This window comes from Chryseobacterium sp. (genome assembly GCF_029240215.1).
In the GTDB taxonomy this organism is placed as follows: Bacteria; Bacteroidota; Bacteroidia; order Flavobacteriales; family Weeksellaceae; genus Chryseobacterium.
In genome coordinates this window covers 35,892-61,251 of record NZ_JARBTK010000006.1, presented here as the reverse complement: position 1 = coordinate 61,251, position 25,360 = coordinate 35,892, and the positions used below count along the sequence as shown (strand labels likewise).

Sequence of the window (25,360 nt, the reverse complement as noted above, 5' to 3'; positions counted from 1 at the left end):
AAAAATCTTTTATTTATCACAAGATATAAATAATTGGTCAAAAATAAGTCTACTTTATCTTTAGGAAGTGATTTTGCTTTGTGAGATAAAATTCTTAAAAACTCACCCCACCGTCTTCGTATCCTCTTCCTTCAAAATCTTTTTCTCTTTCATGGCTACCATCATTCTTTCGCATTTGTATTTTGCCCAGTCAAATTGATTCAGGAAATCAAGGGCGGCGATAAATCCGGCGTTGAAGAGCTGTTCTTTTTCCTCTCTTTTCATAAAGAAATTGAGCCAGCTGCTCGTTCCGCAATTGACTGTTTTGATGCTGTAAAGATTGTAAAAAGAGTATTTGGTCAGAAATGTTTTGTCGTTAAAACCTTTTAAAGTTCCGATGATATTTCCGGCGTAAGAGAGGGGAGTTTTCAGAATTTGTTCACTTGTTTTTCCTTTTTCGCCTAAAATTTCAGAGTCACTCGTTAACTGTACCCCGAACAAAGGAAGTCTCGGATAGAAAATGTCATTCATGTGAAAAAGATCGATCGGGAAATTGGAGAGCGTACCGCCATCAATGAAAATCCCGACGGGATAAATGTCCTCTTTTGGGGTATTCATCCAGAATTTCCAGGCGTATTTTACAGAGTCATCGTCTTTATTAATGAGCTTCTGCATGGGTTCAAAAAAGAAAGGTACAGACATCGAAGCCCGCACAAACTCAGCCGGACTGATGTGTTTCAGCTCTTCTTCAGACCAATAGAGATTTGCCATTGTCGGGAGTTCAACTTTTATTTTAGCATTGATATCGGTAGTGATAACAACATATTCCGACTGCAAACCATAGAACGGATTGTTCTTGTAATAATCATTGTTTTCGGCGCTTTCGAAAAATATGCGATAACGGGTTTGGTCAATATGTTCGAGATTATTCATTTTGATATCTTCAATTCCGTTGAGCGCATTGGTATAATATTCCATGCTATTTCCGTAACGGTAGTTGAGATTCATCTTGTCTTCCGTCTGAATAAATTTCTGGTTGAGCTCGGCAACGGTTTTAATGCCGAATCCATTCATTACATCGGTCATCTGTTTCAGAAAAACATTTCCGGGATTGAGCCCGCTGTTGCTTTTCTGAAAATTCAGGTAGAGTTTTTTGATGATAAATAGGATGATAATTAAAGGAATGAGCGGTATTAAAAAATAAAGTTTTGCTTCCCTTGTGCTTTCTGAAGACAGAATGAATGGTAAACTGATCAATGCGACGGTAAGAATAATGGCAATAATTAAATTGATCCTGAAAAAGTTTTTATTATTGAGCATCGCATGAATGGTCGTTTTCACATAGCTTTTCCCATCCATAAAATCTGAAAAATCCCAGTTGAAAAGAATATCTTTGATTACATCGCTTTTCGCTTCTTCTTTGGTTTTACAGGCAGCAATGAGCATTGTATTGATCGCTCCGGCACTGGTTCCTGCCACTTTCAGAAAACGTATTCCGAAGATTTCCAGTGCGTAAAGATAACCGACCAGTGCACTTCCCCAAACTCCGCCGCCTTCCTGTACAAACTCCACATACTGATTTCCTTCAGCATCCAGAAGATCAGAAAATTCTTTGGTGGAAATGTTTTCATGCAAAGCGCTCAGCTTTTCTTTTGATTCCTGAGAAAGTGCTTCATCTTCAAGGATCTTTTGAAGGATTTCGGGTTTCATGATTTTGGTGTGGTGATTTTTGTTGGGTTTGAAAGAATTACTTAAAAAATATAAGCTCAGTTTGCTATTCCATAGGAATTTAAACTTTTAAAATTTTTGCTGTTGAGATTCCTACGGAATGACAAACATATTATATATTTTGATTTTCATGACTTTGGTTTGGTGTTTAGTTTCGATTAATTATTAAAAATCTACGCTAGTTTATCATTGACTTCGTCGAATCTTTGATTTCCGCAGGAATCTAGACTTTACAATTTTTGCTGTTGAGATTCCTACGGAATGACAAACACTATTTATAACTTAAAATGAATTACCATTGCTTTCTCCTAGCATAGATAAATGTACAAATCACAATCGCCGCCATAAGTCCTAACGTATAAAAATAGCCGTGTTTTGTATGCAGTTCGGGCATATTGTCAAAGTTCATTCCATACAATCCTGCAATAAATGTGATTGGTAAAAAATAAACAGAATAGATTGCTAAAACTTTCATCACCTGATTGGCTTTCTGATCAGAAAGTGCTAAAAACATTGAAATCAAGTTGGTAATCTGGATATTTAAATGATCAAAATCAGCGACAACATCTTTTTGCTTATCCTTTAAATCGACTACTTCAGAATCTTCGAGATCCAACAATTTAAACTTGTCAATTGCGTCATTTGAAATCGTTAAGACTCGAGAATTTAATCCTGATTTACGTTTTAATTTATACAGTCTCCGGATTTGGGTGGTGTGATTGGTATTTTTAAGGAAAATTTCATTTTCAATATTATCCATCGTTTCAAAAAGACTGATGGCTTCATCATCAAAACTTTTCATAATGACCAATGAAATCATCAGTGCTATTTTATGGGTATGCACTTTATCCTGACTTTCTGTAAGTGTTTTTTTGGTTTCCGCGATACTTTTTGCTTTCATCCTGTGCACCGTGATGATGGTTTTTTCTAAAAGGAAAATCCCTATTTTGGTACTGATGTCACTGATGGTGTTGAGGTTTTTACGCTCAAGCTCGGTGCTTTCACGCAAAAGGAAAAATTTCACATTTCCGTCTTCCTCATATTTGGGTAAATGATTGGGGTCTAAAGTGTCTTCCAAAAGGAGATTATTGATCTCATATCTTTCATGAAGGTACTTCATATCTTCGTCCGTAGGCGCTTCTACGTCTATCCACTCGCATCCCGAATCTCTGTAAATTGTATTGATAGGCATAAAGTAAAAATACTATAAATTTTAAAAAAACCTATGTGTAAAATAAAGTTTTATCTTTACCAAAATTAAACAAACTATATGATTAAAAGTACAATAAAAGGGATCGGATTTCATGTTCCGGATCATGTTGTCACCAATGATGATTTAGCCAAATTAATGACCACAAATGATGAGTGGATTACAGAGCGAACTGGCATCAAAGAAAGAAGACACAGAATCAATAGGAATGATGCACAGGAAACCACAGCATTTCTTGGTTTTAAAGCTTCTGAAAAAGCACTTCAAAAAGCTGGTTTAACGGCAAAAGATATTGATTATATTGTATTTGCTACACTTTCACCGGATTATTATTTTCCTGGCTGTGGCGTTTTGCTTCAGGATATGCTGGGTTGTGATACGATCGGTGCTTTGGATGTGAGAAATCAATGCTCTGGTTTTGTGTATGCAATGAGTGTTGCCAATGCTTTCATAAAATCCGGAACCTATAAAAATATTCTGGTTGTTGGAGCAGAAGTTCATTCTTTCGGACTCGATTTTTCTGATGAAGGAAGAGGAGTTTCTGTAATTTTCGGAGATGGGGCAGGAGCAATTGTACTTTCTGCAACTGAAGATGAAAATGCGGGAGATATTTTAGCTATGAATATGCATTCTGAAGGCAAATATGCAGATGAACTGTGTACACAGTTTCCGGGATCTAAATACGGATGGAGCGACAGAATGAGAAAAGAGCCTGAAAATGTAACTGATAAAGAAGTTTATCCGATTATGAACGGGAATTTTGTATTCAAACATGCGGTTACAAGATTTCCTGAAACCATGATGGAGGCTTTAAATAAAGCAGGAAAGACGGTTGAAGATTTAGATATGTTTATTCCACACCAGGCAAATCTTAGAATTGCTCAGTTTGTACAGCAGAAATTTGGTTTGCCGGACGAAAAAATTCATAACAACATCCAAAAATACGGAAATACAACCGCAGCGTCTATTCCGATTGCATTGAACGAAGCGATCGAACTTGGTAAAGTTAAAAGAGGTGATTTGGTGCTTTTATCCGCTTTCGGTAGTGGATTTACGTGGGGAAGCGTGTTGTTTGAATATTAATTGATAAGAAATACGTGTTGAAATTTTTAAGATTCGTTATTTCGAGTAGGTTTTTGAAGAAAACCGTATCGAGAAATTTTCACTGTGTAACCGAGGGTTCTCGATACGCTTCGCTACTCGAACTGACGATGATTTATAATGGGTCAGTAAATAAAAAATCCGCTGAAATTTATTTCCGCGGATTTTTTATGTTTTTAGATTAAAGCAGCTTATAAACTCTTTAATATTTTTTCTGTATCTGTGGTATCTTCGCCTGAAGCTTTTCCTAATGCGACAGACTTTTCTGCCCAAAGTTTAGCATTTTTCTTGTCACCAACTTTGTTGTAAAGATTAGCTAAAGTATCTGTATTAGCATAATTTTCATTTTTCTTTACAGATTCTTGAGCCCATTTCACAGCAGTTTCAAGAGAAGATTTTGTGTTGACGTTTTCAAAGAAATTCCATGCTAATGAATTTAATTCTTCTGAGCTTGCTGCAGAGTAATCTTTGTAAAGATCAAGAGTCATTTTTTCATATGTCGCAAAATCTTTGTCTTTTAGAGCTCTGTTTGATTTTGCTTTCTTTAATAGTTTTTCAGATTCTTCTTTTGTCAAAAACTTCTGAGTTTCAGCATAAAAATAAGCATCGTTCCATTTTTTTGTATCTGCACTATACGTTTTTTTCATGATCGTGGTCAGCTTGATATTTTTATCAACCATTTCGTAACGTTCAGCTGGGAAAACTTTGATGATTTCTTCCTTTTTGTTCTGAAAAATCTTATATAAAGGACTTTCTGTACTTTGTGTTCCTGAAAGAATCATCTGAACATCGTCTTTATCTAAAGTTGTTTTTGCACTGAAATAACGGTCTAAAACTCTTCCTGCAAAGTCTGCATCATTGTAAATCGTAAGACCTGCAAGGTTTTTAAGGAATTCAGGATCTTTTTCACCTTTTTCAAATTTCTGCTTCAGAGCTGTCAGTCTTTTGTTCGGATCTTCAGCATCTTTTGCAAACTGAATGAAATCATTTTCTTCTACATATCCTAAAGTTCTGTGAACTTCCTCGCCGTCACCGTTGATAAATAAATAAGTAGGGAAAGCTTTTACATTATATTTTTTTGCAAGCTCAATTCCCTCACCTTTTTCCATATCAATTTTTGCATTGATGAAATGTGCATTGTAATGATCACCAACTGGTTTCAGTGGGAAAATGTTTTTCACCATCAATTTACACGGTCCGCACCAAACTGCATATGCATCTACAAAAATTAGTTTATTTTCTTTTTTAGCTTTTGCTAAAAGACTTTTAAAATTACCTTCTTCAAATTTGATTCCCTGTCCGAATGCAATTACTGCAAAGAAAAGTAATGATAATATTGCTGTTTTTTTCATGAAATATTTTTATTGATGCAAATGTAATAATTATGTCAACATAAGGCTTTATAATTATCAATAATTCAATTCATAAAATTTAGTTAAAATCTTTAGAAATATCTGTATGAAATTGTCTTAAACTAAAAAAATCCACAGAATTTCTGTGGATTTTATCTTATCGTGAACCTCCTACTTTTGTGTTCGGACGTGATTCTTTGCTTTCGTAATCTGTTGGTTTTTTAATGGTATCGTTTGCTAAATTTGTAGTATCAGCAGCATTTTGTTCGGAGTTGGCTACTGCTGAATCTCCCATATCATTTCTGATCGAGTCTTTGTTATGGTCAGCTTTGAATTCTTCTCTATTCTCTTTTTTATCTGCACAGCTTGCAAAAACTAACAATCCTAAAACTGTTCCTATCCATAATTTTTTCATAGTAAATTTTTTAATGTTTATAATTCAAATATAAAAAAATCCGCAGAACTTTCATCTGCGGACTTTCCATTTTTACGTTAGACTTTTTATCTGGTTGCAGGAGCTGCCGTAGTATCTACTTTCATAGTATCTGCCGGCATTGTTGTCATCGTATCTGCTACAGGTGGCGCAACTTGCATTGTTGTATCTACCATTGTAGAATCTGTGTTACTGGATGACATTTGCTTTTCTTTTGTACCGCAGCTTGCTGCAATAAATCCTATTCCTAAGGTTAATAACAATAGCTTTTTCATAATATTTATTTTTTTATGGTGTATAACGGTATATTCAATAATTATTCCGAAAAGTTTTTGTTTTATTATTAATTAATTATAAAAATATTAAATTCTTGTTAAATTCTGATCAAAATAAAAGCCCCGGAATAAATTCCAGGGCTTTCTTTATTTTAATGAGCTGTTACTTATTAATAATTATCCTAAATATGGATATTTGTAATCCTTAGGAGAGACAAACGTTTCTTTAATGCTTCTTACAGATGTCCATCTTAATAAGTTCATTTTAGAACCTGCTTTATCGTTAGTTCCTGAAGCTCTTCCACCACCGAAAGGTTGCTGTCCTACAACTGCACCTGTTGGTTTGTCATTGATATAGAAGTTTCCTGATGCATTTTCCAACGCTTTGAACGCCTCTTCTGTTGCGTATCTGTCTTGTGAAAATACAGAACCGGTCAACGAATAAGGAGAAGATGAATCTACGATTTTAAGTGTTTCTTTCCAATCCTGATCTTCGTAAACATATACTGATAAGATAGGTCCGAAGATTTCTTCAACCATACTTTCGTATTGAGGATCAGTTGTTTCAATCACGGTAGGACTTACAAACCATCCTTTGGAATCGTCACATTTACCGCCAATAATTACATTTGCATTACTTGATAATTCGGCTCTTTCGATATACCCTTTACATTTTTCAAATGAGTTTTTATCAATTACCGCATTCACAAAATTAGAAGGATCTTCCGGAGAACCAATTTTAATTGAAGCGATTTGGGTTTCCATTACTTTTTTCACATCTGCCCAAAGAGATCTTGGAATATAAGCTCTTGAAGCAGCTGAACATTTCTGTCCTTGATACTCGAAAGAACCCCTTACTAAACCTGTTGCTACAGCTTCTACATTTGCAGAAGGGTGAGCAATGACGAAATCTTTACCACCTGTTTCTCCAACGATTCTCGGGTACGTTCTGTAGTTGTGAATATTGTCTCCGATCATTTTCCACATTCCCTGGAAAACTTTTGTAGATCCTGTAAAGTGAAGTCCTGCAAAATCTCTGTGAGCCAGAACTTTCTCAGCAGTTTCTTTACCGTCTGTAAATATCATGTTGATAACTCCTGCAGGAAGACCTGCTTCTGTTAAAACATCCATAATTACTTTTGCAGAATAGATTTGTTTGTCTGAAGGTTTCCAAACAACAACATTTCCAAGCATTGCCATACAAGCCGGTAAATTTCCGGAAATTGCTGTAAAGTTGAAAGGAGTAACCGCAAAAACGAAACCTTCTAGTGGTCTGTATTCTACACGATTCCAGATTCCCGTGTCAGAAACCGGTTGCTCAGAATACATTTCTGTCATGAATTCTACATTGAATCTCAAGAAATCGATGAACTCACAAGCAGCATCAATTTCTGCCTGATGAACATTTTTAGACTGTCCGATCATTGTTGCAGCATTGATTACATCTCTGTAAGGTCCTGCCAAAAGATCAGCAGCTTTTAAGAAAATCGCTGCGCGGTGTTCCCAACCTAGTTCGTTCCATTGTTTTTTAGCAGCCAATGCAGAATTGATGGCATCTTCTACGTGCTGCATTGTTCCTCTGTGATAAAACCCGAAATCGTGAGCGTGATCCTGAGGAGACTGAAGCTGTACTTTATCGTCAGTTTTTACTTCTTTACCATTGATAACCATTGGAATCTCAATTTTTTGTGCCCACATTTTTTTGTACTGAGCGATCAGAGATTTTACTTCCGGAGAACCCGGTTCGTAAGAATTTACCGGTTCGTTTACTGCAAATGGTACTTGCGAAATTGCTTTTGACATATTACGTTGTATTATTTTTATATAATTTGCTAATGTTACAAATTTACAACTTTTATTCAAGTCTGCTGTCAATTTTGGAAAGACTGATTTGGATGATTTTCTGCTTGAATTTATATTAAAAAAAACTTTTTCATTTATCTGAGATCAATAAATGTTATAATTAAAATCATTAATTTAATTCGTAAAATTTTTAATTTCAAATAAATACAAGATGTAGGGAAATATTTTTCTATTTTAAATATTTTTAGGTCTGATATTTGTATCTTTAGTTCAAACTCAATGACCTCTTTATATTTATGAAAAAATTATTTTTGAAACAATCACTTTTATACACTTTATTATTTGCGTTATTGCTTACTTCATGTAAGAAGGACAACGAAAAAATAGACGATCAACAACAAAATACTTCTTCAGGAACTTTATCAGACGATGAAAAACCAGATTCTTTAGCAACCAAAGCTGAAGTGAAAGAATCTGTACCTCCTGCCATACAGGAAAATGGTTTTTACAATGCATTTCCAATTCCAAAAGATAAAAAGCAAAGAGATTCTCTATATGCAATTTTCAGTAAAAAATATACAGAAAGAGAGCGATATGCAATTTTAGCATTAAACAGATTAGATTCAAAAAGCAAATGGAATTCCGATACATTGGTTGTTCCTGCAAAAATCGATACCACTTTGATGGCTTATTCACCTTTTCCCATGCAGCTTGACGTGTTGAGTGATGTGAAGAAATTTGTTGTTTTCTCTTATCCTATTCAGGCTTATGCGGTGTATTCCAATGGGGCTTTGGTGAAATGGGGACCTACAAGTATGGGTAAAAAAACTGCTCAGACAACGAGAGGTTTGATGTTTGCCAACTGGAAAAAGAAGTTAGCGATCTCTACCGTAAAAAGTGAATGGAAATTACCTTACAATTTTAATATTCACAATACAGGCGGAATCGGATGGCATCAATATGATCTTCCGGGTTATCCTGCTTCACATTCTTGTTTAAGATTATTGATGAATGATGCAAAATGGTTATATAATTATGCAGATACATGGATTTTAAATCCGGGCGGCGCAACCAAAAAAGCAAATGGTACTCCGGTAATCGTTTTCGGAGATTATCCGTGGGGTAAGAGAAAGCCGTGGAGAAATCTTTTAAACGACCCAAACGCAAACAATATTTCTGTTGAAGAAATGACGAATTTGATCAAACCTCATGTTGAGAAAATGGTTGCTGAGCAAACTAACAGAGAAAAAGTTGCAGATTCTATACAAGCCGCTAAAGCTATGGAAGTAAAGGCTCCGATTGAAGAACCGGAAGCTTCCAACTAGATTTTCTTTTCAAACTGAAGTGTAGATTCTTCAGCAAATTGTCTTAGTTTTTTCATCTCATTTTTGGCTTTAGCCTGCCCGAATCTTGCTGCGGCATATGTCGCAGCTATACAGAACAGCATGACAAAAGAAGCATTCAAAGCCCATGGATATTCGAAACTTTTGATTTGCTTTTCAACATAATACATGGTGAAAAATGTCATCCATAAAATTGAAAAAAGGAAATACAGAAACATAAAAAATGTCCATACAGCAGAACTTGGTCCAAAAACTCCGCGAATGACAGTTTGCTCGTCTTCAATTTCTGTACGAAGTGACAATCGGGGTTTCCAGTAATTATCGTATTCAGTTTCCACGCAAATTGTTGCCATCTCTTTGTTGATGTTTCCTGTAAATTCACCTTTGTGCTCAGCGAGATATTTTTTCAGATTCTCGGCATACGTTTCCTTGCTCAGATGAGTAAACATCTTGAATCTCGGGCGGTTTCTTATTTTATCTAATGTCGTTTCCTCTGTTTGCATATTATTCTTGGTAAGGGATTGGGTCTTCTAATGTAAAGCCGAGGCGAAGTTCCTGATTTTTTCTCAGAATAACCATATTTATTGTTTTCCCTTCATCAGATTTCATCATATCCATTATTTTATGAAGGGTCATTTCTGAGGTTTTTCTTCCATTGATTGAGATCAGCTGATCTCCTTTTTTCAATCCTCCTTTATCAGCCGGCGAATCTTTTCTTACACCCGCAATCGAAAATAAGGGTTTTAAAACAAATTTATATTGCAAACTGTTGTTAATTAATTCAACTCCCATTGTGCCATTGTCTTTCCTTTTAGTTTCAAGGTTTACAAGATCTTTTTCCCACTGCATACCGTCCTGCTGAAAATCTAAGCCACTCATATTAAAATGAAAAGGATCATTATAATTTCCGTTTTTCTTTAAATATAATTTTTGATTAGGATAATCAAAAGCTGCAGTAAATCTTCTCATGATTTCCCCACCTACCGAACCTTTTCTGTCACCGACTAAACTCACATGCTGAATCGAAAATTCGTCAGGCATCGCCGTTAATGGTTTTTCAAATTTAAAATCACCCAAATAAAAATTGTGAATCCTGCTTCTTTTACCATAAATATCTCCGTTGAAACCTCTTCCGAGAAAATCATCAATATTTGGTCGATTGTAAACAAAGTTTTTGATGAGAGTAGGGAAGAGCCATATTGCATCACTGTTTCCAAGATCTATTAAAAGTTTTGAGCTTTTTCTTTCATTCGTCATTTCGACATCAGTAAAAATGTAAGGTTTATTTCTTTCAATAGAAATCGGAAGTTCATCAGACTTTTTCACTTTTTTTCTGAACATTTCTCTATCCTGATAAACCGTAATTTTTTTTGATGCATAATCAATCACAACCGGATGATTTTTGAAAAAATGATATCCGATAATTCCATTCACAGGAATGCCGATGTGAGATGAAATATTAAAATCCTGATCCAGAATTATAAATAACGTAAAAGAATCATTAACGAAGTGTTTCCCGATCTTTCCAAGATTATGGTCAGATTTAAAGCCTTCTATGCTTTCGCTTCCTCCAAGTCCGGAAAATCGCATTTTTTCTAATGGTGAAAGCCTCATTTCTTTATTCTCAAGACTGAAAATGGTAGTTTCGGCAACTCCTGTGTCTAACATAAATGTGAATTCAGCACCGTTTACTGTGATTGGAATGAAAATTAAATTGTTGATTAGCTTAAAAGGAATCACCACTTTTTTAGCATCTTTTATTTCAAAACTATTTTGAGCACTTGTGAAAATGCTAAAAAAAATAATGAATAAAATTTGCCGAAGTTTCATCTAATGAAAGTAGTGAAATAATTCATACATAAATAAAAAACATTCTCAATTGATGAGAATGTCTTAATATTATTGATGAAAGCTCTTTTATTTTGAAAAGAATTCCATTAAATCTATATAGTTTTTTTGGTTGACTCCATGACCGCTCATATATTCTCTGAAAGTGAAATAACAGCTTAGATCATATAAAAGATCGGCAGCTTTTCTTCCCCATTCCATAGGAATGATCGCATCGTCAGTTCCGTGAGACACAAAGAATCGAAGTTTTTCCAGTTTCTTTTTGTCTTTCACAATGTCAGTTAACAATTTTTCTTCGGGATAGCTGCTCAGGCAGGCAACATAATTGAAAAGATCAGGGTATTTTAATGCCAAAGTGTAACATAAAATTCCACCCTGGCTAAATCCGCAAAGATGTGTTTTGTTTTCAGTAAGTCCGTATTTATTGGTGATTGCCATGATATTTTCCAAAACGCTTTCCAGTGCTTCTTTTGCCTGATCAATATCAATAAACTGTTCAGGGTTATTAAAATCGATGTTAAACCATGAGTAACCCTCAAATTGAGTTGTTTTGGGAGCTCTGAAACTCACCAGAATCCAGTCAGTTGGAAGACTTTCTCTGAAACTGAACAAATCTTGCTCATTGCTGCCATAGCCATGAAGCATAAAGAGAATAGGTGTTTTCGAATTGATATTCTCAGGTTCTCTTACAATGTAATCTAAATTCATATGATAGGAATCTATTTTTTAATTATTTGGAATCGCTTTCTTCTAAGGATATTTCTGCTTGTCTTTTTCAGCGATTTTAAGGAGCAAAGATAATTAATAATGATTTATTTTAATTTTAAAAGCTTGCTTGGAAGATTTAAATTTTAAAATTTGTCTGCCTCAGAATCTTTTATTGATTTGATATTGTTTGTAAATCTTTATTGGAAAATTTTCATAAAAGTTATTTTTATATTGATAAAAAACCTATATTTGAAACATTAAAAATCTATTTGGAGAAATGAAGCAAATTTACACATCAAAAAAATTACATAGACTTTCATTTTTAGTAGTCGCATTATTTTCAGTTATTTCATTTATGAATTCTTGTAAAGAAGACGACGAAGACGAGTTTCAGGAACATTTGGTGCAATTTGAAGTAAAGGCAACAAAGGGAACAGGATCGGGAGATCCGGTTTTAAGAACAATCATTACACAGGTTGGTGTAAGCTCGAATACTATTTTTGATCCACCGGGAGTAAGTTGGAAAAGTGATGAGTTTTTTGTGAATTCCAGCCAGTCTCAGCTTAACTTAGATGCAAATGCAGTGTTACCAAATCCAGATTCTCAATTGATTGTTACTCTTTATGTTGACGGTGTAGTTGCTAAATCTGATACTGCTACAGGATCAGGAACACAGGATGCATCTATTGATCACAGCTTTTTAGAATTATAAGAAAAGATTAAAATAAAAATAAGAAAAACCGCCAACAGGCGGTTTTTTGTTTTGTATATCTTTAAAGAATCAAATCACTTTGATAATAAAATAATTCTTTTTTCCTTTTTGAAGAAGCAAAAATTTTCCGTCAATCAAGTCTGTTTCGTTAGCGGTGTAGACTTCATTTACTTTTTCTTTGTTTATAGAAATGGCATTTCCTTTCAATTCTCTTGTTGCTTCACTTTTAGATTTAAGAAATCCTGATTTTTCAGAAAGTAAATCAAGAATGTTTACTCCCAAAACATCAGCTTTTTGTATCTCTTTTTGAGGAACACCATCAAAAATTTCTAAAAATATTTCTTCATCAAGGCTTACCAAATCTTCCGCAGTAGACCTACCAAAAAGAATTTCAGAAGCTTTTACAGCTCTTTCATATTCTTCTCTACCGTGAACCCAAACAGTAACTTCCTCAGCTAATTTCTTTTGAAGTTTTCTTTCGTGTGGAGCGGTTTGATGTTCTTCAATTAAATTTTCAATTTCTTCTTTTCCTAAAAAAGTATAAAATTTAATAAATCTTTCAGCATCAGAATCTGTCGCATTCAGCCAAAACTGGTAGAATTTATAAGGTGAAGTTTTCTTTTTGTCTAACCAATAGTTTTCTCCGCTTTCAGATTTTCCGAATTTTGATCCGTCTGCTTTTGTAATCAAAGGTACAGTCAGTGCAAATGCTGTTCCCTGCGCTTTTCTGCGGATCAGTTCTGTACCTGTGGTAATATTTCCCCATTGATCAGAACCTCCCATTTGAAGCTTTACGCCATTGTTTTGATATAAATGAAGGAAATCATATCCCTGAATTAATTGGTAAGTAAATTCTGTAAAACTCATTCCGTCAACACCTGCTTCTCCGGAAAGTCTTTTCTTCACAGAATCTTTTGCCATCATATAATTGACAGTGATGTTTTTTCCAACATTTTTAGCAAAATCAAGGAAAGAAATTTGTTTCATCCAATCATAATTGTTCACCAATTCTGCGTTGTTGGTTTCATTCCCTTCAAAATTTAAAAATCTTGAAAGTTGGTTTTTCAGGCAGTCAACATAATGCAAAAGGGTTTCCTCATCAAGAAGATTTCTCTCTGCGGATTTTCCTGAAGGATCGCCAATCATTCCTGTTGCACCACCAACCAAAGCAATCGGCTTGTGACCATGCTGCTGAAAGTGAGCCAGAATTTTGATCTGAATAAGACTTCCGATATGTAAAGAATCTGCGGTAGGATCGAATCCGATATAGGCAGTGGTCATCTCCTTATTCAGTTGTTCGTCGGTTCCGGGCATCATGTCAGAAAAAAGACCTCGCCATTTCAGTTCTTCAATAAAAGAGTTCATATTTTTTGTTTAAAATTTAAGGTGCAAAGATAAGTAAAATATGGAATGTTAAATAACAGACTGTTCTGCAACTAAGTTTAAATCTCTAAAATCCAATTTCTTTTAATTTTTAATTCTTTAATCTTTTAATTTTAATAAATTTGTTAGTAATGAACCCCGAACAATTATTTTCCCTCATTCAAAAGGCAAAAGATAAAGACCAGAAAGCGCAGACAAAGCTCATCAATGTTTTCTGGCTGGATGTTTTTTCTTTTGTAATGAAAAAAGTACGTGATGAAAATGATGCTGACGAGATTACCGTCAATGTTTTTTCAAAAGTTTTGTCAAAACTCGATATGTACGATCCTCATTTTCAGTTCAAAACCTGGATTTTAACGATAGCTCAAAATACAATTATTGATTTTTGGAGAAAAAGAGCCAGAGAAAATCAGGATCCAACAGAAAATTTAGAGGAAGTTAAAAACCAATATGCAAAATCTCCGGAAGAATTGATGATTTCGGATGAAGAACAGAAAAAAATCATCAAAACCATTGAGTCATTAGATGCTAATTATCAGGATATTATTAAGCTCAGATTTTTTGAGGAAAAAAGTATCAAAGAAATTGCAGAAGAATTGGGGATTTCTGTTGCCAATACAAAAGTTCGTGTGATGCGTGCAAAAAAAGTTTTAGCGGAATTGTTGAAGAATAATGATTTTGAAGATAATTAAAGTGAAATGATTACAGTTTTATTTATAAAGTTTGTCATTCCGGAGGAATCTCAATAAAGTATTAAAAATAAAGTTTAGATTCCTTCGGGATGACAAAATGAGTTTTAAATTATAAATATACTTTTTCTTTAGTCTTAGGAAGTACAATTTCTCTTTGTTTTTCCTGATTTCTGTTTTGAAGATTAATTTTCAATCCCTTTTTAATAAAAGTTTCCTTTTTAGATTTACCATATTCAGATGTATTTTCAACTTCTTTTTCAAAATTAAGTTGCCCAGTAGAAAGATTAAATTCTACAGTTGAAAAATATTCTTCAGGTTTTCCAGAGGTAGAATCATAACCAATTAATTCAAAACGTCCGTTTTGAAATCTGTATTTATCTGTATATCCCCATTTCCAACTGCTTCCGCCGGCTTGGGTTATTTCCAAAATCCCTTTTTTTATTTGGGTGTCCTGATAAGGATCGCCCATCATTCCGCCACCATTACTTTCAAGAATTGCTTTTGTAGATTTTTCCAGAATTGTCCATTTTCCATTAATTTTTTTCAAAATCTGGATTTCACGGATATTTCCCATGTCGGTCGTATCTTTTGTATTATAAATAATCACTTTTTCAGGGATTTTATCACCGTCTAAATCACCGTCAATCGATTCTATTATCGTTGAACCTGCGGGTTGAAATTCTTTTTGGGCGAAGCAAAATGTACTGAAAATAATTGATAGAAAGCAAAATGTCGTCTTCATGAGAAAAAATTGTGGTTTAAAATTACGAAATTATATGTTTCATCAATGTCTGTCTTTGATTGTTTCGATAAAAAATTCACTAACTTTGAAGCTCAATTTGAGAAATAAATGGAGAATTTAGTTCAAGATACTACTGTTCAAAAACCAAAATGGATTCGCGTAAAACTTCCCACAGGAAAGAATTACAGGGAATTAAGAACTTTGGTTGATAAATATAAATTAAATACGATTTGCCAAAGCGGAAGCTGTCCGAATATGGGTGAATGTTGGGGAGAAGGAACGGCAACTTTCATGATTTTGGGGAATATCTGTACCAGAAGCTGTGGATTTTGTGGGGTAAAAACCGGGAAACCAATGGATGTCAACTGGGACGAACCAGAAAAAGTAGCCCGTTCGATCAAATTAATGAAAATCAAGCATGCCGTTTTAACTTCTGTTGACCGAGATGATTTGAAAGATATGGGATCAATTCTTTGGGGTGAAACCGTAAATGCCGTAAGAAGAATTTCTCCCGGAACTACGATGGAAACCCTAATTCCTGATTTTCAGGGATTGACAAAGCATTTGGACAGAATGGTTGATGTAGCACCGGAAGTGATCTCTCACAACATGGAAACTGTAAAACGTCTGACAAGAGAAGTAAGAATTCAGGCGAAATATGAAAGAAGCCTTGAAGTTTTAAGATACTTAAAAGAAGCTGGACAAAATAGAACGAAAACAGGATTAATGCTTGGTTTGGGAGAAAATAAGGATGAGGTTTTTCAGACTATTGAAGACATCAGAAATGCGAATGTAGATGTTATTACAATGGGGCAGTATTTGCAGCCGACTAAAAAACATTTACCTGTGAAAAAATTCATAACACCAGAAGAATTTGATGAATTCGGTGATTTTGCAAGAAGTTTAGGTTTCAGACACGTTGAAAGTTCGCCTCTTGTAAGAAGTTCTTATCACGCAGAGAAACATATTCATTAAAAAAATATAAATCGCTTCATTTTTGGAGCGATTTTTTTATGGTTAAAGATTAAATAGAGTCAAAGATATGTTTGTCATTCCGGAGGAATCCAGACAATGATTTTCCCAAAAAGATCTCGAATACATAAGCTTAGATTCCTACGGAATAACAAACTGGAGAAATTTGTTATTTAAATTTTATTTAAAATTAATCTTCAATCTTATTCAAATGCTTTTTCTTAAAAGCAGTCGGCGTTTCTCCGATGTAATTTTTAAATAATTTATTGAAATAGGAGAGACTTTCAAAGCCTACCTGAAAAGAAACTTCACTAATGCATAAATTCTGCAGCAATAGCATTTTTGCCTGATTGATTCTGTAATTATTCACAAAATCTGTAAACGTCATATTGGTCTGCTTTTTAAAATATCGGCAAAATGCAGGTGTACTCAGGCTTACTATTTCGGCAATCACATTCACGTTCGGGTTTTTATCATAATTTTCGCTGATATAGTCATAGATGGTTCCCATTCTTATTTTATCATTTAAAAACCATTTTACACGGGTATCTTCTTTATTCAGCTCTCTCACTTCGGTTGACTGAGAGAGAATCTGCAAAACTTCCATCAGGGCAATGAAAGATTCAAAATGATTTTTTTCTTTAATTAAATAAAGTTTTTTTGCAACGATTTTTTTTGTCTCTCCGAAAAAGGATAACCCTAAATAGGAACGGTCTAAAAGCTTTTTAATATCATCAAATTCAGCAACAGGAAGAATGATTTCCTGCATGAAATTTTCTTTAAGCTGCAATACGATTTGTTTATATTCGGTTTCAATTCCGTAATCAAAATTAAGGTGCGGAACATTGGAACCTACCAAAAGAAGATCACTTTCCATAAAGGCAGAGATATCTTTGCCTACATGACGGATTCCGTTGAGGGCTTCCACATAAACCAGTTCAATTTCAGGATGATAATGCCAGAAAAAGCGGTGTCTCATCGATGGTTCAAAAATTTTGAAAGACTTATTTTCTTCAAAATGAATGTCTTCTTTCTGAATTTTCATTAGGTTCTATTTTGATTAATTTGATTCTGTAAATTTATTCAAAATTGTCAATACAGAGCAAGAATCAATCATTTCAGAACAAATAAAAACCATTATTTCTCTCGAATTTTGCATTTTGAAATAGGAAAGAGATGTTTGATAAAAGAATTTTGCCATTGGCAATTGGTGGTTTGGCGATCGGAACTACAGAATTTACGATTATGGGATTGCTTCCCGATATTGCAAAAACTCTGCAGATTACTATTCCGCAAGCGGGACATTTGATTGCGGCGTATGCTTTTGGAGTTGTTATTGGAGCGCCTGTTTTAATTGGCTATTCTGTAAAGTTTCCACCTAAAAAAGTTCTGATTGTGCTTATGGTTATTTTTACCATTTTTAATGTACTTTCAGCAATTGCTCCCGATTATAATTCGATGTTGATCATCAGATTTTTGTCGGGTTTACCACATGGTGCATTTTTCGGAGTAGGAACTGTGGTTGCTTCAAGAATGGCAGGAAAAGGGAAAGAGGCACTGTATATTTCGTTAATGTTTACCGGATTGACTGTTGCCAATCTTGCAATGGTTCCTCTAGTTACTTACATAGGTCAGGAATTTCACTGGCGTTGGTACTTTGCAATTGTGGGAGTGATTGGTCTTGCTGCTTTATTGTCTTTAAAACTTTGGCTTCCTGCAATGGAAAAAAAAGAAGACAGTCATTTCCTGGAAGAATTAAAATTTCTGAAAGGCAAACAGTCGTGGTTGGTTTTAATGATCACAGCAATTGGTTTTGGTGGATTGTTTACATGGCTCAGCTACATCACACCTTTAATGACCGTTGTTTCAAAAATTGAAAGCAGTTACATGGCTTACGTAATGATTCTTGCAGGCAGCGGAATGGTTGTAGGGAATTTGGCAGGAGGTTTTCTTTCAGATAAATTAGGTCCCGAGAAAACCTGTGTATTATTACTTTTTCTGATGATGTTTTCTTTATCGGGAGTATTTTTCTTTTCAGAATATCAAAGTATTTCTTTGGTTTTAACCTTTATCTGTGGAGCATTGTCGATGTCGGTTGCAGCTCCTATTAACATGATGATGATGAAAGCTGCGCCAAAAAGTGAAATGATGGCCGCCGCTTTTATGCAGGCAGCATTCAATATTGCCAATGCGATGGGTGCATTCTTAGGCGGAATACCTTTAGAACATGGTTTACCTTATAATTATCCTTCGCTTGTCGGAGTAGGGATGACGGTTATTGGGTTGGTAATAAGTATTGTTTATATGTATTTATACGGGGTAAATTCAAAAGAAAAAGAAATTTCTGTAGAATGTGCTACCTGTGATCAATAAAAAAGAGAAGCAATGGCTTCTCTTTTGTTACTAACTTTCAACTTCATTTCCGTTTTGACACCAATATAGAGCGTTATAAAGGTTTTCTTTCGGAAAAGATTTAAATTCTCCAGGCATCAGAACGCTGAAAATATCAGTAAAATTCTGTACACCTTCTTTGTCTGTTACAATAGCTGCTCTGTTCCATTTGGCAATGTTTTTTATTCCTAAAAATGCATCCTGAAGCCATGCTCCCATTGTGAAATTACTTAGATCAGTATCCAAGTAAAGTAAATAGTTCAATTCATCAAACTTTTCCACTTTACTTTTCACATACGGAATCACGAGGTTTTCAAAATCTTCTTTGGTTACATCACCTGTTGCATTGAAAGCTGCTACATTTTCCGGAGCATCATTAATAATTGATATCATATTTTAAATTTTAAATGGTTGGGTGATTTTAATTTATCAATAATTAAACCAGAATCACAGAATTACCCATTAAGGCGCAGTTATTGATTGTGTTTTGAAAAATATTCTATGGACCTGAAATCTAACGAACCTTTCTGGCTTTTAAAAAATGGGCTTATTTCTTCCTATCCTTCCCTGAAATCTGATGAAGAATGTGATGTTCTCATCATTGGTGGCGGAATTACAGGAAGCCTCATTGCCCACCAAATGATAAAAGACGGATACAAAACTATTTTAATTGATAAACGTGAAATCTGCAACGGTAGCACCTCAGCAACAACTTCAATGCTACAGTATGAAATAGATACTCCGTTATACGAATTGATTGAAATGATTGGCGAAAAAGGTGCGGTAGAAAGTTATAAAGCTTGTTCAAAATCAATAGATGATCTTGAGAAACTGACAAAAGAAATAAAGGCAAGATCAGGTTTTAAACGGAAACAATCTCTTTACTTCGCTTCAAAAAAGAAAGATGCAATATGGCTTGAAAAAGAATATGAATTGAGAAGAAAAGCAGGATTTGATGTAACCTGGTTGGGTGATGAAGATATTGAACAAAAATTTGGTTTCCAAAATACATATGGTGGAATTTTATCAAAGCAGGGAGCAAGTATTGATGCCTTTAAATTCGCTCATGAGTTACTGAGATTTAATGCCAATAAGGGTTTGAAAATTTTTGATAAAACAGAAATGAAATCGATTAAATACTTGAGAGATCATAATCTTGCATTGACGACTGACGGTTTTAATATCAAAGCAAAAAAAATAATTTATTGTGTAGGATACGAAAGTAAAACAATGATTAAAGAACATTTTGTTGATCTGAAAAGTACTTTTGCAATTGTTTCTGAAATTGATAAAGCCCAATTTAAAAATATTGAGCACACGCTCGTCTGGAATACTGATGATCCTTACATTTATATGCGTTCGACTGATGACGAAAGACTTTTGATTGGCGGCGGTGACGAAGATTTTTCTGATCCTGAAAAACGAGACGCAATGTTGCATAAAAAAGAAAAAGAAATTCTCAAAAATCTTAAAAGAATAAAACCTGATTATCATTTTTATACCGATTTTGTCTGGGCTGGAACTTTTGGTGAAACCAAAGACGGACTTCCGTACATCGGTACACATGAAAAGTTCAAAAACTCCTATTTTGTTTTAGGATTTGGAGGGAACGGAATTACTTTTTCGGTAACAGGAATGGAAATGACTTCTGCTTTTATGAAAAATAAACAACACAAACTTTCTGAATATTTTAAATTTGGGAGATAATTTACTTTAAATTTTTCCGGGTTAAAAAAAATCACTGAAAAAGTTTCGGGGCTAGGCTTTGCCTAGCCCCGAAACAAAAAATAATAAACTAAGCATTTTATTTACAAATCTAAGTTTGTACCCAGTACCAAAATAGAACTGTTATATCTTTCGATACTAGAGTTTGAGTCTAGCACGTCTACCAATTCCGAATTTCAATTTTAAAACTAAAAACTATACCCGTTCTTCTTACCAAGTTCCAAAATAGATTTCTCGATTGCCTTTCCCAAATCATCACTTTCAGAACTTCCACGTTTTTTCGTTTCAGTATCGATGAACTCTTGTCTTTTTCTGGCGAGAATTTCAATTTCTCTCTGAATTTTATCCCGGTCTGCAGATTTTTGAGCTACAATTTTATTGATTTCATCTTTGCTTTTACCTTTCAGTTCATAGGGCAATTCTTCTTCTTTTATTGATGAAATGTAGCTTTTGTCTTTTTCAACTTTATCCACCAGATCCCAATGGTCGTTTTTGTAAGCATTTTTCTTAGACTTACTTACGGCTCTTTCTACAGCATTAGAAGCAGATTGAGATTCTGCATTCACGTCCTGAACAGCCTGTTTGTTTTTCATTTCAGAACCTCGACTTCCGTAAGAAATATAGGTGTCATTCAGTTTTGAATTGTATTGTGAAATTTTCACATCATATGGTGTTTCAATATAAATCACTTTTCGGTCGCTGTCGATATTGAAAAATTTTCCGTCACCAAGATTGGCTCCGTTTTGCCAGAATGTTTGAATTCCTTCATCACGGCTTCCGCAGAAAATTGTATTTGTGTAAATGTTTTTACTTTTCGCTTTGGCAATCACATCTTTGTAACTGATTTTTCCCTGATCGAAAGGTTCGTTTCCGGCAATATAAATCAGCTTCATGCTTTTTTCATTTCCGTCCCAATTCAGATTCATTGAAGCATCACGAATTACGGCTCCACAATATTCGCTTCCGCCATTGGTTCTTAAAGCAAAAAGTTTTTCTGAAACCAGATCTAAATCTTGAGTCAATGCTGTAACCTGTCTGATATAATTTTCATCTTTCAAACCGTCATTTCCATATTCATATAATGCAATTTCTACTTGAGGAGCTTGTCCGTTGTACTTTAAGGTCGTTAAAGTATTGACGATATTCCATAGTCTGGATTTTGCCTGATCGATCAATCCATCCATACTATTTGACGTGTCCAAGAGCAATGCGACCTGAATTTTATTATCTTTTGAAACTGTTATTTGCGGTTCTGAGGAAATATTACTTTCCATCACTTCTCTGTCGTTGGCTTTATTACTACAACGAATATCTGAGATTTTTCCTGCGCTTAAAAAAGCAATTGCACTTGTTGTTAATGTTAAAAATTTTAAGGTATTCATACTATATGTTTTTAATAATTAATATTTAATTTTCTCTAAGACTCTAAAACTTATCTGCTGTAATACTGAATCTGCATCTCCTTCGGATATTTTACTTCATAAGAGAAATTGATTTTATCTGAAACTCCGCTTGTAATTTTTCTGTTCCAGAGAATACTTCCGGTTTTCTCATCATAAATTCCATTGCCGATTTCTAAAGATTTTACTGTAATTTTTGAGTTTTCGCTTAAAGGAAGTTGGTCAAGAATTTCAAGTTCGATATTTTCTTTGGTATTATTTCTCACCGAAATTTCATAAGATTCTGTTTCCCATTTATTGGAGTTGAAAGTTTTCTGTGAAGTTTTATCTTCGAGCTTGATTCTTTTTACAACAATTCTTTCGTCAACTCCCAGAGAAATTGGGAACTCTTCTTTTACATAAGTGCTTGTAATATTAGTTTTTCCGATATAATTATCTTCAAAATAAATATTCGCTTCACCTGAAATCAAATTTAGATTCTGCCAGTTTTTCACAAATGCCATTAGGAAAACCTGATTGTTCAGCTTCGGAACGGTGTGATATTTATACGTTGCATCGACTTCTTTCTTATCCAGAATCACATATTGTTCTTTTTCCTGACTGACGATGGTTTGGTTAAATTTCAGTTCATATAAAACATTCATCTGATTATCAGAAACAGTTGCCACAGGAATCTGACTTGGTGCTGCAACTTCAGCACGCATTTGATAAGAGTTGGTAAGAGCGGCTTTTTCTTTTTTTACATAACCCATTGTTGCGTCATCGTAATTGTGAGCTGTATATTCTGCAACATACAGCGGTGACAAAATCGGTCTGTCCTGATTATAAGACGGTCTGTACGTCGAAACGAAAAGTTTTACGTTGTTCCAATCTTGTCCGGTTTTCTGATAAATCTTTCCTTTGTAGACAATTTCCAAAGGTTTTTTCGTTGACAAAGCTCTCAAATCATAAGACGGAACCCAACCTGCATTAGAAACAATATAACTCACTCCAAGATTCAGATTCATCTCGTTTTCAGCAAGAATTTCTAGAATAAGTTCTTTCTTATTTTGATTTTTGTGAGTCTGTTCTTCAGAAAATTGGTTGTTGATTTTGGCAATGCTTTCATCCAATACAGTTTTTTGTTCGTTCAGTAAAAACACCTGATTATCAATTTCCAGCATTCTTTTTCTGTAAAATTCTGTAAGTTTTACCAACTGTTCCTGTGGCGTAGATTTGTCGTTGGTAGAGACTTTTAAATTATCATTAATGATATTTTGTTCGCCTGAAAGATTTTTAATCTGAATATTCAGCAAATTGACCTGTCTTTGAAGTTTTTTCTTTTCATCATCCAGTTTTTTTTCTCCATCCGACATTTCATCATCTTTCAGATAATTGCTTTGTGGAGTGATGGAGAGAAGTGTCGTATTTTTCTCAAGATTGATTTTGTAGGTGTTTTCGTCCAAATCATTCGGAAGATTGATGATTTTAACTACATTTCTTCCTTTTTGAAGATTCACATTTGTGCTTCCAAAAACTTTAGCACCTTGTAGAAAAACAGTTGCCTGTTTTACGTCGATTTCTTTTCTGATTTCCTGAGATTTTAAAAAGGAAACCGAGAGAATTAGTATTAAAAAATAGTGTCGCATTGTTTATTATTTTTTGATTTCTAAAGTAAAATTACCGTATATATCGAATGAGATTTTACAGACTTGGTGAAAATGAGTTCTGACTTGGTGAATCGATTATTTACTGCGATTACCATTAATCTGTCAAAATGTGAAATTGGTTCTGCAATGCATTCATTTTGCTATAATTAATAACTTTAGCATTAATTATTTCATTATTGAAAGAAAAAATAATTGTATTGTCTTTCTTATTTTTCACGAATAAATGTTTGGAAACATGATGTTGATCATCTTCGAGAATAATTTGATTATCAAAAGAAATATCATAATGATAAACGATCATTTTTTCCGAAGATTTTTCCCTAAAAATCAGGTATTGGTCTTTATGGAAAAATAAATATTGATATTTGCTTTCGTGAGAAGTTACATGATAGGCTCCGGCTAAATTCAATGAGTTTTTTTTATCTTCATTATTGAAATGTGGTATTCCTATTTTGATAAATAAAATTCCTAAAATCAGTATTTTAATAAAAGCTTTAAAAGGCAGAAATATAGCTTGATCAAAAAAAGCTTTTTTTGGAAGACTGATAATTTTCAGAATGAGTTTCCATCCTTTTTCTCTCACAAGAAGTAAGCTCATTAAAAGTAAAATCAACGAAAAGAATTTCACTGAAATATCAAACCCGATATTGATGATGAAAATTTGACTAAAACAGATAATAGCCAATAATAATCCGAAAAACTGAGAACGCTTGAATAACAATAAAATTCCAGTAAAAAACTCAATAGATCCAATAATCAAATTGTAGACTTTTGAAGTTCCTATTGTACTCCAGAATAAAATATCTTTATCTAAATTTCCAAATCTTGTAAACAAAATATTAGATTCAGGTTCAGGAAATTGGGTTTTAAAAATTTTGTCTGTACCGTATTTTATCAGAATTACAGAAATATATAAAACGCATAAATATTCTATGATCAATAAAAAATTATTTCCCCATTTCTTCTTTATAATGAAACTGAAAATGGAAGATGTGAACAACAAGATGATGATTAAAACCAACATTGAACAGCTGTCTGAACTGTAATCAATTCTGACATTATTTTTGTTGAAAAAATATTCTAAAAGAAATTGAGTGAAATCTCCAAATATAAAATGAGTAATTTTTAGCTGAAAATCATTCAAAAAACTCAACGGAAAAAAAAGAATAAATTGTAAAAAGAAAACACCAAAAAAAGCAGTAATCTTTTTTAAGATAATTGATTTGCGGTACACTTTTTAAAATTTTAACGATGTTTTTTATAAATATAAAGAGACGCAAAAACGGCGATGCTTACAACCAACAAATACATCATTTCCTCTTTTGATTTGGAGCTTTTAACTTCCGCAGATTTTATGGATTTTTTAGAAGGAATTGATTTGTATTTTTTCGTTTTGCTATCATACTTAAGAAAGACGGTACTGTCAATATTATTTTGAAAGTAGTAATTTTTCTTGAGTATTTTTTTTACACTATCAATATTTTCGCTTGAAAAAATCGCATGATTATAAACTGTATCTCTTCCGGCTTTCCATTTTTCAGTATTTCCGTTTCTTCTGTTTTTGCAGAATAATGAAGTGACCATGACGCTTTTTTTGCCATCGATGATAATTACACTATCTAATTTTGAATTGGTCACAAATCTTTCCGGCGCCATTCCAAGATTGGAATAATTGGTGTTGTAGCTGTCTTCTACAATACTTTTTTCAAAATATTTTATATCACCACTATGGCTTTTATATGAAATTAATTTGGTTTGAGATTGCAGAGTATAGCTCCAAAATAACAGAACAAAATGAATTAAAAATGATAAATTTTTCATGATAAATAAGTTTAAAATTATGATACAAACTTAGCGTCATAATCACGGGCTGAAAGAGCAAACTTGGTGAAACCTATTTTTCACTTGGTGAAT

At 33.8% G+C, this 25,360-nt stretch carries 24 protein-coding genes; 7 read left to right on the top strand and 17 right to left on the bottom strand.

All coding sequences use genetic code 11. The annotated features are described in order from the left end of the window. Window positions 1-102: 102 nt before the first annotated feature. Window positions 103-1,689, bottom strand: coding sequence for a patatin-like phospholipase family protein (locus K0R77_RS12910; protein WP_300352998.1), 1,587 nt, complete (start codon window positions 1,687-1,689; stop codon window positions 103-105). A 310-nt stretch (window positions 1,690-1,999) separates the two neighbouring features. Next, window positions 2,000-2,899 carry a CorA family divalent cation transporter gene (locus K0R77_RS12905; protein WP_300352995.1) on the bottom strand — a complete coding sequence of 300 codons (900 nt, stop codon included), beginning with the start codon at window positions 2,897-2,899 and terminating at the stop codon, window positions 2,000-2,002. A 78-nt stretch (window positions 2,900-2,977) separates the two neighbouring features. Between K0R77_RS12905 and K0R77_RS12900 the strand changes: the two genes are divergently transcribed. Continuing rightward, complete coding sequence (locus K0R77_RS12900; RefSeq protein ID WP_300352992.1) at window positions 2,978-4,000, top strand: 3-oxoacyl-ACP synthase III family protein; 1,023 nt, start codon at window positions 2,978-2,980, stop codon at window positions 3,998-4,000. 209 nt (window positions 4,001-4,209) lie between these two features. Here the strand turns inward: K0R77_RS12900 and K0R77_RS12895 are convergent, their stop codons facing one another. The 4 genes from K0R77_RS12895 to pruA form a co-directional block, all read right to left on the bottom strand. Further along, window positions 4,210-5,370: a thioredoxin family protein gene (locus K0R77_RS12895; RefSeq protein WP_300352990.1), complete on the bottom strand. Its 1,161-nt coding sequence runs from the start codon at window positions 5,368-5,370 to the stop codon at window positions 4,210-4,212. Window positions 5,371-5,527: 157 nt separating this feature from the next. After that, window positions 5,528-5,785 (bottom strand): hypothetical protein, encoded by a 258-nt coding sequence (locus tag K0R77_RS12890; protein ID WP_300352987.1) that lies wholly within the window; start codon window positions 5,783-5,785, stop codon window positions 5,528-5,530. 86 nt (window positions 5,786-5,871) lie between these two features. Continuing rightward, the gene (locus tag K0R77_RS12885; protein WP_300352985.1) at window positions 5,872-6,078 is read right to left on the bottom strand and encodes a cytochrome C551; all 207 of its coding nucleotides are present in this window, start codon (window positions 6,076-6,078) and stop codon (window positions 5,872-5,874) included. A 177-nt stretch (window positions 6,079-6,255) separates the two neighbouring features. Then, window positions 6,256-7,881: an L-glutamate gamma-semialdehyde dehydrogenase gene (gene pruA / locus K0R77_RS12880; RefSeq protein ID WP_300352983.1), complete on the bottom strand. Its 1,626-nt coding sequence runs from the start codon at window positions 7,879-7,881 to the stop codon at window positions 6,256-6,258. A 311-nt stretch (window positions 7,882-8,192) separates the two neighbouring features. Here pruA and K0R77_RS12875 point away from each other — a divergent pair, with 311 nt between their 5' ends. Beyond that, window positions 8,193-9,206: a L,D-transpeptidase gene (locus K0R77_RS12875; RefSeq protein WP_300352980.1), complete on the top strand. Its 1,014-nt coding sequence runs from the start codon at window positions 8,193-8,195 to the stop codon at window positions 9,204-9,206. Here K0R77_RS12875 and K0R77_RS12870 read toward each other — a convergent pair. The 3 genes from K0R77_RS12870 to K0R77_RS12860 all read right to left on the bottom strand — a co-directional run bounded on the left by K0R77_RS12870 (window position 9,203) and on the right by K0R77_RS12860 (window position 11,780). Further along, the gene (locus K0R77_RS12870; protein WP_300352977.1) at window positions 9,203-9,727 is read right to left on the bottom strand and encodes a hypothetical protein; all 525 of its coding nucleotides are present in this window, start codon (window positions 9,725-9,727) and stop codon (window positions 9,203-9,205) included. The genes K0R77_RS12875 and K0R77_RS12870 overlap by 4 nt on opposite strands. Before the next feature lies 1 nt (window position 9,728). After that, entirely contained in the window at window positions 9,729-11,054 is a 1,326-nt protein-coding gene (locus K0R77_RS12865) for a PDZ domain-containing protein (protein ID WP_300352974.1), read from the bottom strand. A gap of 87 nt (window positions 11,055-11,141) precedes the next feature. Further along, window positions 11,142-11,780 (bottom strand): alpha/beta hydrolase-fold protein, encoded by a 639-nt coding sequence (locus K0R77_RS12860; RefSeq protein WP_300352972.1) that lies wholly within the window; start codon window positions 11,778-11,780, stop codon window positions 11,142-11,144. A 277-nt stretch (window positions 11,781-12,057) separates the two neighbouring features. Between K0R77_RS12860 and K0R77_RS12855 the strand changes: the two genes are divergently transcribed. Beyond that, window positions 12,058-12,492 carry a hypothetical protein gene (locus K0R77_RS12855; RefSeq protein ID WP_300352969.1) on the top strand — a complete coding sequence of 145 codons (435 nt, stop codon included), beginning with the start codon at window positions 12,058-12,060 and terminating at the stop codon, window positions 12,490-12,492. A 69-nt stretch (window positions 12,493-12,561) separates the two neighbouring features. On the opposite strand, the gene tyrS is transcribed toward K0R77_RS12855, so the two are convergent. Beyond that, window positions 12,562-13,857 carry a tyrosine--tRNA ligase gene (tyrS, locus tag K0R77_RS12850; protein ID WP_300352967.1) on the bottom strand — a complete coding sequence of 432 codons (1,296 nt, stop codon included), beginning with the start codon at window positions 13,855-13,857 and terminating at the stop codon, window positions 12,562-12,564. A 149-nt stretch (window positions 13,858-14,006) separates the two neighbouring features. On the opposite strand from tyrS, the gene K0R77_RS12845 reads away from it, so the two are divergent. Beyond that, a complete protein-coding gene (locus tag K0R77_RS12845; RefSeq protein WP_300352965.1) occupies window positions 14,007-14,567 on the top strand; it encodes a sigma-70 family RNA polymerase sigma factor in 561 nt (186 codons plus the stop codon). Between the two features lie 109 nt (window positions 14,568-14,676). On the opposite strand, the gene K0R77_RS12840 is transcribed toward K0R77_RS12845, so the two are convergent. Beyond that, a complete protein-coding gene (locus tag K0R77_RS12840; protein WP_300352962.1) occupies window positions 14,677-15,309 on the bottom strand; it encodes a hypothetical protein in 633 nt (210 codons plus the stop codon). Window positions 15,310-15,417: 108 nt separating this feature from the next. On the opposite strand from K0R77_RS12840, the gene lipA reads away from it, so the two are divergent. Then, window positions 15,418-16,284 (top strand): lipoyl synthase, encoded by an 867-nt coding sequence (gene lipA / locus K0R77_RS12835; RefSeq protein WP_047445627.1) that lies wholly within the window; start codon window positions 15,418-15,420, stop codon window positions 16,282-16,284. A gap of 187 nt (window positions 16,285-16,471) precedes the next feature. Here lipA and K0R77_RS12830 read toward each other — a convergent pair whose 3' ends face one another. Continuing rightward, a complete protein-coding gene (locus tag K0R77_RS12830; protein WP_300352957.1) occupies window positions 16,472-17,326 on the bottom strand; it encodes an AraC family transcriptional regulator in 855 nt (284 codons plus the stop codon). A gap of 131 nt (window positions 17,327-17,457) precedes the next feature. Here K0R77_RS12830 and K0R77_RS12825 point away from each other — a divergent pair, with 131 nt between their 5' ends. Continuing rightward, window positions 17,458-18,654, top strand: a complete 1,197-nt coding sequence (locus tag K0R77_RS12825) for an MFS transporter (protein WP_300352955.1) — start codon at window positions 17,458-17,460, stop codon at window positions 18,652-18,654. Between the two features lie 30 nt (window positions 18,655-18,684). Here the strand turns inward: K0R77_RS12825 and K0R77_RS12820 are convergent, their stop codons facing one another. Next, window positions 18,685-19,065, bottom strand: a complete 381-nt coding sequence (locus K0R77_RS12820; RefSeq protein ID WP_300352953.1) for an STAS/SEC14 domain-containing protein — start codon at window positions 19,063-19,065, stop codon at window positions 18,685-18,687. A 108-nt stretch (window positions 19,066-19,173) separates the two neighbouring features. Here K0R77_RS12820 and K0R77_RS12815 point away from each other — a divergent pair, with 108 nt between their 5' ends. Next, window positions 19,174-20,379 carry an FAD-binding oxidoreductase gene (locus K0R77_RS12815; RefSeq protein WP_300352950.1) on the top strand — a complete coding sequence of 402 codons (1,206 nt, stop codon included), beginning with the start codon at window positions 19,174-19,176 and terminating at the stop codon, window positions 20,377-20,379. A 206-nt stretch (window positions 20,380-20,585) separates the two neighbouring features. Here the strand turns inward: K0R77_RS12815 and K0R77_RS12810 are convergent, their stop codons facing one another. The 4 genes from K0R77_RS12810 to K0R77_RS12795 all read right to left on the bottom strand — a co-directional run bounded on the left by K0R77_RS12810 (window position 20,586) and on the right by K0R77_RS12795 (window position 25,267). Then, the gene (locus tag K0R77_RS12810) at window positions 20,586-21,779 is read right to left on the bottom strand and encodes a vWA domain-containing protein (protein ID WP_300352947.1); all 1,194 of its coding nucleotides are present in this window, start codon (window positions 21,777-21,779) and stop codon (window positions 20,586-20,588) included. A 50-nt stretch (window positions 21,780-21,829) separates the two neighbouring features. Further along, window positions 21,830-23,425 carry a DUF4139 domain-containing protein gene (locus K0R77_RS12805; protein WP_300352945.1) on the bottom strand — a complete coding sequence of 532 codons (1,596 nt, stop codon included), beginning with the start codon at window positions 23,423-23,425 and terminating at the stop codon, window positions 21,830-21,832. A 115-nt stretch (window positions 23,426-23,540) separates the two neighbouring features. Further along, window positions 23,541-24,470, bottom strand: a complete 930-nt coding sequence (locus tag K0R77_RS12800; RefSeq protein WP_300352942.1) for a hypothetical protein — start codon at window positions 24,468-24,470, stop codon at window positions 23,541-23,543. 221 nt (window positions 24,471-24,691) lie between these two features. Then, window positions 24,692-25,267 carry a hypothetical protein gene (locus tag K0R77_RS12795; RefSeq protein ID WP_300352940.1) on the bottom strand — a complete coding sequence of 192 codons (576 nt, stop codon included), beginning with the start codon at window positions 25,265-25,267 and terminating at the stop codon, window positions 24,692-24,694. Window positions 25,268-25,360: the final 93 nt, after the last annotated feature.

What these genes read in the sequence shown, in the direction of transcription:
- pruA (WP_300352983.1), bottom strand. Translation starts at nt 7,881, where the DNA reads ATGTCAAAAGCAATTTCGCAAGTACCATTTGCAGTAAACGAACCGGTA.
- K0R77_RS12815 (WP_300352950.1), top strand. Translation starts at nt 19,174, where the DNA reads ATGGACCTGAAATCTAACGAACCTTTCTGGCTTTTAAAAAATGGGCTT.
- K0R77_RS12845 (WP_300352965.1), top strand. Translation starts at nt 14,007, where the DNA reads ATGAACCCCGAACAATTATTTTCCCTCATTCAAAAGGCAAAAGATAAA.
- K0R77_RS12905 (WP_300352995.1), bottom strand. Translation starts at nt 2,899, where the DNA reads ATGCCTATCAATACAATTTACAGAGATTCGGGATGCGAGTGGATAGAC.
- K0R77_RS12890 (WP_300352987.1), bottom strand. Translation starts at nt 5,785, where the DNA reads ATGAAAAAATTATGGATAGGAACAGTTTTAGGATTGTTAGTTTTTGCA.
- K0R77_RS12860 (WP_300352972.1), bottom strand. Translation starts at nt 11,780, where the DNA reads ATGAATTTAGATTACATTGTAAGAGAACCTGAGAATATCAATTCGAAA.
- K0R77_RS12830 (WP_300352957.1), bottom strand. Translation starts at nt 17,326, where the DNA reads ATGAAAATTCAGAAAGAAGACATTCATTTTGAAGAAAATAAGTCTTTC.
- K0R77_RS12865 (WP_300352974.1), bottom strand. Translation starts at nt 11,054, where the DNA reads ATGAAACTTCGGCAAATTTTATTCATTATTTTTTTTAGCATTTTCACA.
- K0R77_RS12870 (WP_300352977.1), bottom strand. Translation starts at nt 9,727, where the DNA reads ATGCAAACAGAGGAAACGACATTAGATAAAATAAGAAACCGCCCGAGA.
- K0R77_RS12795 (WP_300352940.1), bottom strand. Translation starts at nt 25,267, where the DNA reads ATGAAAAATTTATCATTTTTAATTCATTTTGTTCTGTTATTTTGGAGC.
- K0R77_RS12825 (WP_300352955.1), top strand. Translation starts at nt 17,458, where the DNA reads ATGTTTGATAAAAGAATTTTGCCATTGGCAATTGGTGGTTTGGCGATC.
- K0R77_RS12900 (WP_300352992.1), top strand. Translation starts at nt 2,978, where the DNA reads ATGATTAAAAGTACAATAAAAGGGATCGGATTTCATGTTCCGGATCAT.
- K0R77_RS12805 (WP_300352945.1), bottom strand. Translation starts at nt 23,425, where the DNA reads ATGCGACACTATTTTTTAATACTAATTCTCTCGGTTTCCTTTTTAAAA.
- K0R77_RS12810 (WP_300352947.1), bottom strand. Translation starts at nt 21,779, where the DNA reads ATGAATACCTTAAAATTTTTAACATTAACAACAAGTGCAATTGCTTTT.
- K0R77_RS12820 (WP_300352953.1), bottom strand. Translation starts at nt 19,065, where the DNA reads ATGATATCAATTATTAATGATGCTCCGGAAAATGTAGCAGCTTTCAAT.
- K0R77_RS12855 (WP_300352969.1), top strand. Translation starts at nt 12,058, where the DNA reads ATGAAGCAAATTTACACATCAAAAAAATTACATAGACTTTCATTTTTA.
- K0R77_RS12885 (WP_300352985.1), bottom strand. Translation starts at nt 6,078, where the DNA reads ATGAAAAAGCTATTGTTATTAACCTTAGGAATAGGATTTATTGCAGCA.
- lipA (WP_047445627.1), top strand. Translation starts at nt 15,418, where the DNA reads ATGGAGAATTTAGTTCAAGATACTACTGTTCAAAAACCAAAATGGATT.
- K0R77_RS12895 (WP_300352990.1), bottom strand. Translation starts at nt 5,370, where the DNA reads ATGAAAAAAACAGCAATATTATCATTACTTTTCTTTGCAGTAATTGCA.
- tyrS (WP_300352967.1), bottom strand. Translation starts at nt 13,857, where the DNA reads ATGAACTCTTTTATTGAAGAACTGAAATGGCGAGGTCTTTTTTCTGAC.
- K0R77_RS12800 (WP_300352942.1), bottom strand. Translation starts at nt 24,470, where the DNA reads ATGTTGGTTTTAATCATCATCTTGTTGTTCACATCTTCCATTTTCAGT.
- K0R77_RS12910 (WP_300352998.1), bottom strand. Translation starts at nt 1,689, where the DNA reads ATGAAACCCGAAATCCTTCAAAAGATCCTTGAAGATGAAGCACTTTCT.
- K0R77_RS12840 (WP_300352962.1), bottom strand. Translation starts at nt 15,309, where the DNA reads ATGAAGACGACATTTTGCTTTCTATCAATTATTTTCAGTACATTTTGC.